This is a genomic window from Furfurilactobacillus sp. W61-4 (assembly GCF_057545565.1).
The window spans coordinates 104,466-120,038 of the sequence record NZ_BAAJNZ010000005.1; the positions used below are offsets into that span (position 1 = coordinate 104,466).

Below are 15,573 nucleotides of genomic sequence, written 5' to 3' on the forward strand. Positions count from 1 at the left end.
AGACGGGCCCCCTTGGTCAGGTTTAGGCGCATGGACCGGGCGCGGCACTCTTCTCCTTAGTCATGCGCACCTGCCAGTCAATCTCGTGATTAGTGGGGTTAACTGTATAGGTCACGTTGGCTGCGCCTGCTTCGTTGCTTGCAATGGTTGTTGTCGCTGAAGCAGTTGCCGTCGTGGTCGCCAGCAGATACGGAATCACCAGAATCAATGTCAGTACAACTCTGATGATCCCTGTCGGTCGGTGAATTATTTTCACAATGTAAACAGCTCCTTCCAGTGGTTGCCAGTTGCGAGTTCCTTTTGTGGTTCAAAGATTATCATGTTGATTAGTTAAAACGAAAAAATATGCCTCGCAAACCCTTGATTTATCAACGTTCGCACAATTAAGTTGTGTGATTTATATCCTCAAATCCATTGATATAATTGACCCCGTTAACTTTATTAAACTACCCAAAAAATCACAAAAAAAGTGTCGATCAAATTGATCGACACCCGTCTTGCGATGCATAATTTAATTACTTACTGCCACCAGCATCCCCGTTAGCACCTTCTTCAGTACCCGGGTTAAACCAACTGGCGTGAACATTGGTATTTTGCTTCTCCAGGTCAAATAGATTGACCACTTTAGCCGGCGCTTTCTGCCACGTATAGGTCTTCGTCAGTTTGGCATTCGTGATAATGCGATACTGCGTACTTGGAAACAGACAGCTGATGATCGTCACGACTGGCTTCTTAGTTGGATTCAAGACACTAACGTCATCTTCATTGACTAACGTTTGCCGACCAATTTTATAGGCGTAGATCCCTTTGTCATTGGCCAAATACAGCATCTTGCCCTTTAACCAATTGCTACCCTTTAATTTACCGTTAACTAAATATGGTGCATCTTCATTTAACTTATCTTGTAGGGCACTAAAACCCGTTTTGCCATCATTAAAGTTGTGACTGGCTAAACCATAGTTACCTTGACCCATGACCGGAATATTCTTGCCATCTGGATCAACGGCGCTCCGATTCGCGTAATTGGCCCCAGCGGCTAAACCTTTATCTGAGTATGCATCATTAAAGATTGGTTGCAAGATGCCCACATTAGGAATGCTGACGAATCCTTGTTTAGTTAAGTCTTGACCAGATTGCGTTTGGCGCATAATTTGCCGTTCAATGCGCTGACGTGTCCCTTGGCTAACCTTGTTGTGGCTCAGCTTGGCGACTTGGTGCGTCGTCTGATACCGAGTCACGTTACTGCGCACGTTGAGCCAATTGTATTGATACCCAATGTAGCCGAGGGATCCGAGGCAAATTAACAGCAGCAGCCCGCGAATTATTTTCCTAATCAAATTTTGTCTCCCTTATAAACACCATTGGCGTTAAATTCTGTACATAATCATACTGTACATTCGCGAAAAAGACTATCTTTTAAGATTTTAGTGAGTTATATGATCATTACTTCGATCAAGCCTTGGATTGAAAAAACGCCGGCATACGTCGACGTCTTTTTGGTAACACGTTTAAGCCTTAAAAACAAATTACTTAACGTTCTTTTTTCTCCGCAAACTACCCAGACCGAATAAGCTAAGCACTGCTAACCATATCGTTGCTAATAAGCCATGCCGTTGCGCATCTGTCTTCGGTAAGCTGGCACGTTGTGGTGCAGTTGGTTGCGGTTGGTGATTAAACCGTTGCATTCTCGTTTGAACCGGTACTGCTTCAACAGGAACACTTGGCTCAACTGGGGTGATTGATTCACTTGGTTGATCCGGTTCAACTGGGGTTGTTGGTTCGCTTGGTTCGCTTGGCTGATCCGGTTGAGTCGGTTCAACTGGTGTTGTTGGTCGACTTGGTTGAGTCGGTTCAACCGGTGTTGTTGGTCGACTTGGTTGAGTCGGTTCAACCGGTGTTGTTGGTTCACTTGGTTGAGTCGGTTCAACTGGGTTAACCGGCTGAGTTAATGGAGTGTAGTAGACAATCACATGCATTGCTCGATCACCATTGTATGAACCAGGAATGACCTTTTCACCGATAACTGGTAGGGAAGGTTCACCAAAACCATCTAATTGTGGTGAAGTAACCGCCTCTAAGGTATCTGTTCCATCAACGACCCAAGCATTTAATGCGTCTGTCGTATCAACCATCCCATCCCCATCGATGTCGTAGCCAAGTAATTGCCCAGTCACAGCATCAACTAACGCGGTTCGATGATAAGTGACCGTCTGAACCACTGGGGTTGCCACCGCAGTGCCTGTTGACCGATTCAAATAAGTGATCGTCCGTGTAATCGTCTTTGTCAATTGATCGAGACTGGTCTCTGCTGGCCACTTTGGTCCGTTTGGATCGGCCGGATTGATTGGTTCAGCGGGGTTACCAGGGTGAGTTGGAGTCGTTGATACCACCTGATGATCATAATACACGTTGACAGTTAATTGACGCGCTCCACGATAATCAGCTGGAATTGGTAATTCATCGACCATATACTGACTAGCTACCGAATACCCGAGACTTTGTAAGTTTGGTGAAACTACGGCCACTAATTCAGTTGAACCGTCCGCCTGCCAGGCAGTAGTCCCGTCATCTGTATCTACCTGTCCGTCACCATTAATGTCATAACCAAGCAACTGTCCAGTAACTCGATCAACAATGGCCGTTCGACGATAACTGACCGTTTGCACGACTGGTGTAGCCAGTGGCAAATCGGTTTGCCGGTCGAGATAGTTGATGGTTCGCGTAACCGTCTGCGTTAAATCATCAGCAGCTGTGCCTTGTGGCCACTTTGGTCCATTAGGTTGCGCTGGATCAATTGGCTGACCGGGCTGTTCCGGCCAGGATGGCGTTACTGAAGTGGTTGCGTGATCATAATAAACATTCACAACGAGATTCATCTCTCCTTTGTAATTTGCCGAAATCATTTGAGCCGCGACTTGCTTAAGTGTAGCTGATTGATAACCTTGAGCACTTAAATCTGGTGAAGTCACTGCGGCTAGAAGAGTCGCTCCGACGCTTACCCATGCTCGCTGGCAATCTGTCGTATCTACTTTTCCGTCACCAGTCGTATCATAACCCAAAAGTTGCCCAGTAACCTGATCAATAATCGCCGTCCGGTCATAACTGACCTGTTGAACAACCGGCGTAGATACAGCTTGTCCGGTTTGTTGATCCAAATAGTTAATTGTTCGCGTTACTGTCTCGCTTAAATCGCTAGCAGCAGTCTCTGCTGGCCACTTTGGCCCATTTGGCTCATTCGGATTAATTGGTTTACCAGGCTGACCTGGGGTAGTTGGCGTTACTGGCAGTGTTGCGTGGTCGTAATAAACATTCACAATCATGGCCAGATCACCACTGTAGCTATTCGTTAGTGTCAATGCATTCACACTTTGTGGATCAGCGGCCTGATAGCCATCAGCAACGAGATCCGGTGAAACTACCGTGGCTAATTGGTTAGATCCTTCGATCCGCCAAGCTTCATCTGCATCGGTCGTATCGACTTGGCCGTCGCCAGTGGTGTCATAACCTAACAACGCACCAGTTACCTTGTCAATAATTGCAGTACGCACAAAAGTTACCTGTTGTGTCACTGCGGTAGCGACTGAATGACCTGTCTGTCGATCCAAATAGTTAATCGCCCGGGTCACAGTTTTGCTTAAATCCGCCTGATCCGTTCCTATTGGCCACTTTGGCCCATTTGGCTCATCGGGATTAATTGGCTGGCCTGGTACGCCCGGCTGGGCTGGCGTCGCAGTCGTCGTTTGGTGATCATAGTAGACGTTTACTGTAATCTGCGGTGTACCTGTATAGGTGGTTGCAATCGTTTGACCAGCCACTACAGTCGGATTGGCTAACTGATAGCCTAAATCGCTTAAATCTGGTGAGGTTACCGCAGCTAATTGATCCGTACCCTTAATGACCCACGCTTGTGCAGCATCAGTCACATTGGCATTACCGTCGCCGGTCGTGTCATAGCCGACAATATTACCGGTAACTTGGTCGACAATCGCCGTACGCGTTAAAGTAACGCCTGATTAACCTGCGGTGAAACCACCGCATTAGTCTGCTTATCAAGATAGTTAATCGTGCGCGTGATAGTCTGGCTTAGTGAACCTGCGTCCGTTCCGGTTGGCCATTTTGGTCCATTTGGATTGTTCGGATTAATTGGTTGACCGGGTACACCTGGTTGTTGCGGTGTAACAGGTTGCAACTGGTGCGCATAATAGACATTCACCACTAAGTTGCTGTCGCCGTCATAGTCACCAGTGATGGTTTGAGCTGGGACTTGTTTAAGCGTTGCCGGTTGGTAACCATGGCTCGTTAAGTCTGGTGACGTCTCAGCTGCCAACACATCAGATCCACTCGGTTGCCAAGCTGCTGTCCCATCCGTTGTGTCAACGGTACCATTCCCATCTAGATCATAACCCAATAAGACCCCGGTTGCTCGATCCACAATCGCGGTGCGGGTCAAGGTCACGGCTTGGTTAATCGCAGGGGCCACCACAGCATTAGTCTGTTGATCTAAATAGTTAATGGTTCGCATAACCGTCTTGGTCAGTGAGTTAATATCTGTCCCAGCCGGCCATTTTGGTCCATCGGGATTAGCGGGATCGATTGGTTGACCAGGTTGTTGTGGTTGGTTAGGGGTGACTGGCGTCGTTGCGTGATCATAATACACATTGACCACCTGACTTTGACCGCCGTTATCTGGCGTCACTTTGAGCGCATCGACTTGACTCAGTGAAGCAGATAGATAACCCGCTGCCGTTAAATCAGGCGAAACTTCAGCCGCAAAAGTATCATCAGGGCTGGTTAATACCCACGCCTGGTTGGCATCAGTGGTCGTCACCTGTCCATTGCCAACGGTATCATAACCTAACAATGCGCCAGTGACTTGATCCACAATTGCGGTTCGCGAGTAGCTTACTTGTTGTTGCACTTGTTTAGCCACCACTGCGCCCGTTTGCCGGTCAAAGTAGTTAATCGTCCGAGTTGAAATTTGACTTAAATCAGTAGCAGCAGTACCAGTAGGCCATTTTGGTCCATCAGGATTCTGAGGATCAAGAGGTTGCCCTGGTTGGCCTGGCTGAGTTGGTGTTACTGGGACCGTACCATGTGCATACATAACTGTCACCGCAAATTGATCAGCGCCTGAATAATCTGGCATAATCACTTGGTCTGCAACGATCGCTTGATCGGGCGCTGAATACCCTTGGCTAGTTAAATCGGGTGATAATACTGCGCCAAGTGTGTCACTAGCACTGGCTAATTCCCAGCCGCCATCACTGGCCGTTTGCGTTGGCTTGCCGGTAGTTGGATCAGGTGCATAACCTAATAGTTGGCCAGTCACAGCATCAACAACCGCTGTCCGATTGTAACTCACACTTGAAATTACATCAGGCGCCACTGACTTACTTGGATCGTTAGCGTCAACGTAATGAATCATCCGCGTCACGGTTTTGGTCAAGTTACTGTCAGCAACCCCAGCAGGCCACACTGGTTGATTAGGATTATCAGGATTAATCGGATCACCAGGAACCAAATGTTGACCTGGCGTTACTGGTACTAACTGATGATCGTAAGCGATCGTCACCGATAACTGATCATTTGGCATCGCGGTAGCACTTGGCACATTAGGTAAACCAGTGGGCGTTGGTGAGGTGATGTCGTGAGGATTAATCAGGCCATATTCACTTAAGTCCGGGCTCGTCACTGCCGCATACGTACCAGTCTTTGGTAGCCAAGCCTGATTGCCATTGTCTGGTTCAACGTCAACTGCCCCATCACCATTGGTGTCATAGCCAAGGATTGTCCCGGTCACTTCATCCACAACAGCGTGCCGATCAAAAGTAACTTTTTGAACCACTTCACCATTATTGGTCTGTGCAACTTTGATCGGATCTAACGTATTGGCGTCAACATAGGTAATTGTTCGTTGGCCAATCGTTTGTAATGAGGCTAAGGCAGTTCCACTTGGCCACTTTGGTCCATTCGGATTAGCTGGGTCGATTGGCTGTCCTGGTTGACTAGGATTATCGGGCGTCACAACAGTCTGATCATGAACAAAGGCAATCGTAAAGGATTGGGTTGTTTGATCATCTTCATCATAGGTCAATGGCAGACTAGTTAAATCAGTCACTAAATGATAATGCAGAGCCGTTAACTGATTAACAATCTCTTGCAACGTTGCACCATTGGTAAATGTTGGCACGATTGGTTGATTGAACGTGCCACTAACAGTTCGATCAGCATCCGTTGGCACATTGGTCAATGAATTGATTGACTGGTTATTGTCTGTCGCATCGACAAAATTAAAAATTGCGGTCTGCGTGTTGGTAAAGCCAATCGTCACCGTTAATGTATCCCCGACTTTATCGGTCAAATTTAACGTCGTGCCCTGTGGATTCAAAATTTCACCACTGTAAGTCAAATTACCGTTAGCAAAGGCCCACCCGGCTGGCAAGGTCGCTGAAGTCCAATCAAAGACTTGGGTGCCGGTTGTCTGTGTTGTACCATTCGTTGCAAAAGTTGGTTGAGCAGTGATTTGACTTACAGTTAGCGTCAATTGCCCTTTCGTCAAGCCTCCTGGTATCGTCACCTTAGCTAATGTATTGGCTGCTTTTAACCATAACGTTGAATTAATGGTCTTAACGTTTGCGTAATAACCAGTAGCTGTCCGATTGCCAGATAACTGAGCTGCTGGATTATCGGCATCTGAAGGAATGGCTGTATAAACCACACCGTCAACCGGTGGTAAATCCAACGCTGTCTTCGTCTGAGTCGTGCCATTGGTAAATTCAACTGATTGTCCATCACTGTTGACAGACAGCGTATCTGGTACAAAGCCCCATAGATCGACACTACCTTTGCCATCAATTATCATCGATTGGCCATCTAACTTACGCACATAGTTCAGATCCAATTGACCTAATTTTGAGCGCTGGAAATTGTAAGCCGCTTTAACGACACTCGTGTAATCATAATCGGTACCCTTATAAGCAGCCAAAACATCAGCAAAGCTGGCATAAGTTGTCGGATCAGTTGCTAAGGCGCTGTTTGCATCAAGTGCTAGTGGGTTGAGCTGTTGCTCGGCAAATAGAACGCCGTCATCCCAGGCCCCAATGGTGGTATGCGGTTGACTGCCTGTTGTAGTAGGAGTTGACGCCGGCCGAGTACCTAACGCATCTGTATAAGCATTCTGTCCGATTGCAGCTAAAGCTGCTAGATCCCCCGCATATGTAACGAGCAAACCAGGGTCAGTTGTGTTCTGATAATATGGAAACCAATTCGGGTCATAAATGGCACCAGTTCCTAATTGATCTGCGCCCAAATTTTGTTGTGCCGATAAGTTTTCAACGGAATTAATTGCTTGTTGCTGAATTACCGTTAAACCCGGCGTTGGATCTGTTGCAGGTGCATTATCAATTCTTTTAATCATTCCCCCTAAAATATCTTGATACATGGTACCTAGTAAATTTTGGGTTACATAAGGATTAATCGTGGCTGCAAGATTAGTTAACGCGCTAAAACTGTCAGCATTGCTGTAAGTCGTTTCCGCCGTTTTAATTAAGTTGCTAAACACAGAGTGACCCACGCTAACCATTTCAGACCCAATTGTTTTTAGAATCGTAACTGACAGCGGGTTATTAGTCGCGTTACTACCCCAAATTTGCAATGTTTTGGCCCAAGATGTATCAGAAAATTGGGTCAAATTAGCATGAACATCAGCCTCTGCATATTTTTCAATATTTACATAAATGCCTGAACCATCTTTTTGAAAAGAGCTTTGAGCCGCAGTGTAAATTTCAGCTGCGTAATCGACGCCCAATAATTTAACGCTGGATTGTAATGGGTTGGCAGCCGCATAAGTTGAAAAATCAACTGAAGGCGCTGCTTCAGCATTTTCTCGAGCACCATTTTCACCGCCGGCAACGTAAATCGGGCTCAACTGTGCTAACACATCGTTTAATAACTGTGTTCGGTCGCTTAATCCATTTGGCATTGGATAACCATACGAATTCAGCAACGGCGCAGCAGCTGCTACACTAGGTCCAAGTGCGTCAGAGGTACCAGCTACAATACTTGCTAAAAATTTCTGCATTTCCTGCGCGATCCCGTAATAACCAAGATCTTCTGGCGGAGTTGTATACAAATTATTAAAACTTGCATCTAAATAACTATCCCCAAAGGCAGCTAAATTATAACCATAAGCAAATGCTTGATTTAGGTTTGTGTCGACCTGTTCGAAGCGGATCGTTAAGTTTGCCACACTGAGCCCGGCACTCTGATCCTCCATGGTAACTGCCGCATAATTACCCGCAAAACCTGACGCCGTTGAAGTCATCAAATCACTTTCAGCCGCCGTAATCCCAGCCGTATAAGCACTCAATGTCTGCACATAAGCAGACTGTTGGGCCGCCGTCAGTGGCGCAAAGCCGGACCCTTGGTAACTAGTTGTTAAGGTGCCTAATACACTGGCGCCGACACTTTGATCGTTAATCGGTACTTGATTGCTAAACTCATCGGTAATATCCGCCAAAGCGGCCGTTTCACCGATAGTTGTATCACTAGCAGCAGGAGCCATAGTTGCCAAAGTCATGGTTGACGTGTTCGTCGCTACTGAAGAAGCCGACACATTTTGAGACGATCCGTTAACCGATGAACTCGCCACCACCGCTGCATCACTGATTTGATCAGTTAAGATTGCATTGCTTGTTGGTACAACAGTGGCATTAGACGATTGTGAAGCACCACTGTCATTTGTAGACGGATTGCTCATAGTCGCAGCGTTTACGGAATTCGCACTAACCATTGTATTAGTGGCAGCACTTGACGTTGCTGCCGATGACGTTGCAATCAGAGCTGGCCGCTCACTAGCCGTTGCCGCTGATGATGTCGATCCTTGGTCTTGTTCAGGTGTTGCCGCCTTTGCTTGAGTTACAATTGGCCCGCCCAAATAAAAAGCTGCTGCTGCCATTCCAGCGACCAACCATCTTTTTTTGGCTTTATACATTTTAAAGTGTGTCTCAGAATTCATTGTATCGCTCCCCTCGGACATCTTTTTTGCTTTTTAGCTATTGCTATGATGTTTATATTTATCAATTGCTAACAACCTAATTGATAAACACTTAATTTTAATTATATTCTTTATAAAGTATTTTTAAAGTTATATTTTGCTTTTGCGTATTCTTTATAAATGACATTATTTTTTAATAGTTGTTTTATTTTTATACTGCTCAGTCTGAGCTAAGTTTGAACCTATCGTTCAACTATCTTCTGTATAAAGGTGTCGTTAGATCATTGTTTTGCAGTAATGTGAAGTTACCCGACCGATCACTATTCGCAGCCTTTTAAAATTTCGTCAACACTAAGCCCATCAAGATCGGCGCACTACAAAAAAGGACACTCCGCAAAGTGTCCTTTAACTTAAATTAGATTTTTCTGAACTTATCTGTTCGCGCTGTCTGTTTTACAAATTACACCGTCAATAATTTGTTCTGTGCGGCTGCCAAAGCGGCCTGATCACTAGCTAGTTGTTGCTGTAACTGAGTTAATTTGTTGTACAACAGATCAAAATCAGGCGAATCAACGTAGACAAAGGTGATATTTGGTAGGGGGATCGTCGATGGATTGCTCTTGGCATTTGCCATCGTCTCCGCCTGGTTATATAGCGAAACATCTTGGTAGGATGGTGCTTCAAAGCTGTAATAATCAGTAAATGTAGTCGTCGGATCAGTACTTCTAACAAAACCCACACCCATAGTCGGGCCCCCAAATAATAAATTAGCACGATGACCATAATGGCCATTGCCGACTGCTTCTGGGTTATCAGATTCATCATACCAATCCATAACGATAAAGTAAGCCATTTCTTGTGACGATTGCATTTGATCCGTAATGCCACGACTCCCACCAATGTCTTCCGTCGACTTATTCGATTTATCATGGCTAAAATCACTTACAATCTGTTGTGCACGAGTTTGAGCAAATGTAGCTTCACTGCTTGAATACGTTAAAGCCGGCTGTCCGTTAGCTGAACGTAATTCATTAACGTATTGCATCACATCGCTACCTAATACATTTACATCAGGTGTTGCATCACTACTGGCTGCTGACAAATAAACGACTTGTGAGCTTGGATAGTTACTGGTTGATGAAAAACGATTGGTTATGTTACTTGTCGAGTGTGGCAAAGCATTAATAGCACTCGTTGCTGCACTGACCGCAACGATGTCTTGTGCCACGGCTGAGCTCGCAAGTGCCACCTCACTTGCGGCCGAGCTTTCCGCTACTGGGTCTATCGCTTGAACTGTGACGGCAGCCATATTTTGAACGATTACCTTAGTAACAGGATCCGCAAATTGAAACATGATATAGTACAACCCCGGAACTTGTGGATCAATCGTTCCCTGCATGGTGATCTCACTTAATGAGACTTTTTGTCCATCAGATCCGGTAGCGCTAACGAAATTTTGTAAGGCATTCCAACTACTACCTTGACGAATGGTCGTCGCTTTTGTAACTAAAGCTGGCTTTACTGAAACAGCCGAACTACTAGATGTTGCTGATGAACTAGAACTCGTCGTTGCACTGGAGCTAGAATTCGTTGCTGAGCTTGAACTTGTCGTAGCGTTAGATGAAGTATTGGGAAAAATTGCATTTTTAAGTGAAGATATAATGTTAGATAAAACTGTTTGAATTGGCGCAATCAATCCATTAATAACATTTTCAATTGGTTGAAGGATTGGGGCCACTACATTCATAGCGTTGTTGATGAAACCCTTCACTCCATTGATCACATTGACGGCCGTATTCAAGACACCTTGAACGGCGTTAATAACTTGTGGTGCTACACTAGCTGCAATATTTGAAACTGTTGACAACACACCACCTAGACCAGTAGCGCTGGCTAAGGTAGACACGACTAATGAGGGACTGACGTTAGATAGATTCGATAGAATCGGCTTAACGACCGACAGTAATCCTGATCCAATAACTGGGATGTTATTAATTATTGGAGTCAGCGCTGTCAGAGCCACTTGCCCTAACCCATTCATGCCATTGGTGATTGCTGTAACCACTAACCCACTGGGATCAATTCCTAAACCATTTGCAAGGTTGATCGCTTGAGTAACGCCATTTAAAACACCATTAGCGACCGTCACCACATTACTAACTCCAGGAACGCTGCTAAAAAATGATCCCGCTTGTGAAATGACATTAGTTAATAACGTCACAGCATTGCTAACGCCAGCACTTCCGATAAGTTGCGTAATCACACCGCTAAGTGTCTCATTATAAGCAGCACCAATTCCTGCTACAACCCCGCTAAGATCGGGGGCAACTACTGAGGTCGAACTAACGGCGCTAGAAGTTGCTGTAGCTGCACTACTTACGGTTGCCAAGACGATATCCGCTTGACTAATTGGCATGTCTAGTACACTGGTCTGGCCTGAACTAGCAACTTGTGATATGGACTGACTTAAAGCAGCCTCGTTATTGTTTAAAGCCGCCTCACTTGTGCTAACTTGACTGGATGCCGTTGAAGAAACGTTGACCGCAGTCGCTGAGCTTTCCACGGCCGAACTACTAACCTCCGCTACCGTAGCGGCTGAAGACCTCGTAATTGCTGTGCCTGTCTCCGTCGAACTAACAGGATCAGAAATTATTATCGCCGAGCTAACGGCAACACTAGCTTGACTAGTTGTTGCGCTGTTATTTGAAAGATTATTAATTGCCACTGACGAAGAAGCAACACTTGATTGAGTCGTCGAAATCGTATCAGCATGCACACTCGTTGTTTCAACCTGCTCAACGGTGGCGGCACCACCGGCCATTAAGGTTAAAACACTTGCCGCATACAACCACTGCTTACCAGACTTCCATCGTCTAAAATTGGTAATTTTGCTCTGTCTATGTAAGTGCTTTTTTTCTAGATAATTTTTCATTTTTACTTTCCTCTTTCACTTAATTCGTGAAAAACATCATCAAAGTTAACGAGTTGCCGGCTCCAATTTCGAGAACAGTCCAGCGCAGATCAACCCGAGCAATTGATTTAGTGTTAACAGCTTAATGATATTATAGTTTTTGAATTTAATAAATAGGTAAAAGCATTTTATTTTCTAGATATTATTTCTATTACGAACGATGTTAAAACAAAAAGAAGGCTATTTACACGCCAAATGATAAATTTTAATCCGAATATCGTGGTCATCCATGTTTATGGTAAGCGCCTCAAAAAATAGCGTCACTGTTTTTTCCATTGTCCTCAACTACACTTAGGGCTCGGACCAGACACATTAAAGCTGACAAAGCTTGCGCTGTGAGTTGATAAACGCAAAAAAAATCAAGCTGGATTTGATAATTCAGCTTGATTCTCTTTGAACGGAGAAGGAGAGATTCGAACTCTCGCACCGCTTTCACGGTCTATACCCTTAGCAGGGGCACCTCTTCAGCCACTTGAGTACTTCTCCAAACGAATAATGCATCTACGAAATAACTAATATTGTACCTTTATAGAATAACATCACTGAGCCATAAATTCATTACATCCATTAAAAAAAGTGCTACTAAATTCAAAAACCGGAATTTAGTAACACTCTTAATTGACACTATTAGTCTATTCAGCTCGAACGACAGTCACCATCGTCATGGCCTTAACTGGCGTTTCAGTATAAGGATCAATAAATTGAAGCAAGATTGGGTACTCCCCAGGAACTTGTAAATCCACCGATCCTTCCATCGTAATTTGCTTTGGACTAACTGCTTCCCCGTGAGAATCCTTCGCTTCAACAACTAAATGTAATGGAACGAAGGGGCCTATTTGGGTCAACGTAATCTTTTTTAATTTAAGCAAGCCACTCATTTGTCTATACCGTCGCTGGCGTTGCTGGTGTTGCGTCATCAGTAACTGTCACGATTGAGTAACCATTGACAACTTTCTGTGTGCCAGCATCGGTGTAGCTGTAATCAACAATGTAAGCACCTGGTACGGATGGATCTACCGTACCACTAAAGGAGATTTGGCTCAATGGAACAGTCGCCCCATTACTATCAGTGGCACTAGTGAATCCGCTCAACTGACTAAAGCTAGCACCCTTGGCAAGGGAAACAGCCTTAGTTACGATCGTACCAGTCTTTTCAGTAACAGTCTGGATGGTATCAAGTAGGTCTGAAATACCAGGCAAGGCTGCAATATCTTTGACCAGCTGACCAGCATCAGGAAGGTTTAACTTAATTCCAAGCTGTTGTGAAATAAGACCAACGACCCCACCGATCACACCACCAATTACTGAACCAATTGGAGCACCAACTAGCGTACCAAGAGCTACTAAAATCGGTGTAACTGGTAATGCAAGTGGGGTATCTAATGGTGGCAATAAAGCAGTAATTGTACCAATTGTACCCACAATTGTCGTAATAACAGCAGGGATCATCATAACGATGTGAGCCCCAATATAACCAAATACCCAATCGCCTAAGGTAGTCCCAAGAACTGAACCAATTGTCGCGCCTAACGCTGTACCACTCACAATGTTATCCACGTGTCCGTCAGTCGAGAGGCCATTTGACATAGTTCCGCCATAATATGCTCCCATTGCTGTAGAAATTGAACCACCAAACCAAGCAGCGATACCACCAATCCATCCCATGGATACCCAAGGATGAATATTACCAGCCCAGCCCAAGATTGGAACTATTGACATTAAGGTATTTGCAATAACTGAGGGTAGAAATGAAATCCCATTAGCAACAAAACCCGTAACAGCCGATCCAACAGTTCCATAGAAAGTAGCTCCAACAGTAGAGCCAACTAATGACTCTAAAAATTCACCAAATTGACCCCAACCAGTGAGGTTTGGAACTAGCTTAATCGGGTTAATATTGGTAGCAAGCCAAGAGACAGCATTCCAAATTCCGCCGGTAATACTACCCAAAATAGTTGAAGGGTCGAAGCCACTGCTGGCAAGCGTTTGACTAGCCAAAGAAATGGAGGACTGCACTTGAGAAAGTGCCGTATCTTGAGCCGTTGAAATGGCCGAAGCCATGCTCTTATAAGCATCGGTTGCTTCGTAAGAGTTCATGTCAGCGATAAATTGAGAACCCTCAGCTGTAGCAAAGAAGGACGAAGCTAATGAAGAGGCCAACGTCGTGTCTTTAGCAGCAACCGCGGAAGACATAGCAGCATTGAAGGCACTAAATTCAGGATTGGCAGCGTATGAAGATAAAGCATTTAACATTGCCTTACCATCGGCAGTATTAGCAAACGCAGAAACTGCAGCATCACTGGCGGAAGAAGCAACAGAAGCCGCGGATTTAGCGTTAGCTAATAGCGCTTGTCCATCACTAGTCGCCATATATGAAGCAGCCGCACTAGAGGCCGCGGAAGCAGCCGATGAGTTGACGGTTGCACCAGAAGCCAAGCTTGCGATAGCTGCCTTCAAAGAAGCTAACGAAGCGTTATCAGAGGCCGCCGCATTGGCTGCGGCACTTGTCGCAGCCAAGTCCTTCAATGCAGCGCCTTGAGAGGTGGCATTGAAGGAAGCAACCAATGATTGAGCCAAAGCTGTATTGGAGGCTGCAACGGCAGCAGACAAAGCAGACTGGAATTGAACGACCGTTGGGTCACTAGCTAAGGAAGCGGCTGAAGACAATGTGCTGACTGCTGAATTGATTAAGTCAGACACCTGACTGGCAGCAACTTTTCCCTGCGAAGTTTGGGCGAATGATGAAAGTTCACTCGTTGCCGAAGCAAATGAACTAGTTGCTTCGGAAGCTACACTAGATAGGTCTAATGAAGTGCCCTCACTAGGCATCGCGGAAGCGCTGCTCATCTCGGCACCAGAAGATTGTTCAGGTGTTGTCGTTGCATTGCTAGCTAGACTCATCCCGGCTGGTGCATTACCCGCAGTAGCTGATGCCACACTCGAGGTTGCCACCGGAGTTGTCGTTGCTGGTGTATCAGCAACTGCTGTTTTAGCCACTGTTTGAGTAGAGGTATCTACAGAAGTGTTAGGTACAGCAGCCAATGTTGTCGAGGCAACTTCCTCAGCCTGAACCGTTACTTGAGCCGCACCAGTAACTGTCGCTTTGGTTGTTGGATCAACAAAGCTAAATAACAAATTGTATGCCCCTGGCACATTAGGATCAACCATGCCGGCAACTGAGATTTGATTAAGACCTACTTTATTGCCTTGGCTGTCTGTAGCCCCGACAAAAGCTTGTACTGGACTAAACGAACTCCCTTTAGTCAGTGTGATTGGCTTGGTTTGTAGTTGTGGGGTTACTGTAGCCACTGCACTGGTTGCAGCCGAGCTTGCCGCAGCTGAGCTTGATGCAGCTGAACTTGGCGCCGTTGAAGTAGCCGCAGCACTGGTAACTTCAGTTGAAGCCGCTGATGTTGTCGCAACCGTTGCCGTTGTGTCCGCGTGAACTTTGCTAGTTGTCGCAGCACCAGCACCAACAATTGATAAAATCGTTGCTGAAGCGTACAACCAGACTTTCCCCTTCTTCCATGAACGGAAGTGTGTATTTTTAGCCTGAATATTTTTTGAATTAAACTTATTAATTCCTTTGTTTAACATAATTTCATCC

General features: G+C 45.5%; 7 protein-coding genes and 1 tRNA gene. All 8 read right to left on the reverse strand.

Going from position 1 to position 15,573, the window contains the following annotated elements; all coding sequences use genetic code 11:
• Positions 1 to 22: 22 nt before the first annotated feature.
• The 8 genes from AC27FN_RS07625 to AC27FN_RS07660 all read right to left on the reverse strand — a co-directional run bounded on the left by AC27FN_RS07625 (position 23) and on the right by AC27FN_RS07660 (position 15,563).
• On the reverse strand, positions 23 to 256 hold the full coding sequence (locus tag AC27FN_RS07625; protein WP_487167408.1) for a hypothetical protein: 234 nt from the start codon (positions 254 to 256) through the stop codon (positions 23 to 25).
• A gap of 259 nt (positions 257 to 515) precedes the next feature.
• Complete coding sequence (locus AC27FN_RS07630) at positions 516 to 1,337, reverse strand: class A sortase (RefSeq protein WP_487167409.1); 822 nt, start codon at positions 1,335 to 1,337, stop codon at positions 516 to 518.
• 189 nt (positions 1,338 to 1,526) lie between these two features.
• On the reverse strand, positions 1,527 to 3,923 hold the full coding sequence (locus AC27FN_RS07635; RefSeq protein ID WP_487167410.1) for a mucin-binding protein: 2,397 nt from the start codon (positions 3,921 to 3,923) through the stop codon (positions 1,527 to 1,529).
• Between the two features lie 74 nt (positions 3,924 to 3,997).
• Positions 3,998 to 9,016: a mucin-binding protein gene (locus tag AC27FN_RS07640; RefSeq protein WP_487167411.1), complete on the reverse strand. Its 5,019-nt coding sequence runs from the start codon at positions 9,014 to 9,016 to the stop codon at positions 3,998 to 4,000.
• A 439-nt stretch (positions 9,017 to 9,455) separates the two neighbouring features.
• The gene (locus tag AC27FN_RS07645; RefSeq protein WP_487167412.1) at positions 9,456 to 11,927 is read right to left on the reverse strand and encodes a CAP domain-containing protein; all 2,472 of its coding nucleotides are present in this window, start codon (positions 11,925 to 11,927) and stop codon (positions 9,456 to 9,458) included.
• A gap of 437 nt (positions 11,928 to 12,364) precedes the next feature.
• Positions 12,365 to 12,452, reverse strand: a tRNA-Ser gene (locus tag AC27FN_RS07650).
• A 146-nt stretch (positions 12,453 to 12,598) separates the two neighbouring features.
• Positions 12,599 to 12,883: a bacterial Ig-like domain-containing protein gene (locus AC27FN_RS07655; protein WP_487167413.1), complete on the reverse strand. Its 285-nt coding sequence runs from the start codon at positions 12,881 to 12,883 to the stop codon at positions 12,599 to 12,601.
• Complete coding sequence (locus tag AC27FN_RS07660) at positions 12,849 to 15,563, reverse strand: bacterial Ig-like domain-containing protein (RefSeq protein ID WP_487167414.1); 2,715 nt, start codon at positions 15,561 to 15,563, stop codon at positions 12,849 to 12,851. The genes AC27FN_RS07655 and AC27FN_RS07660 overlap by 35 nt, the downstream gene beginning before the upstream one ends.
• Positions 15,564 to 15,573: the final 10 nt, after the last annotated feature.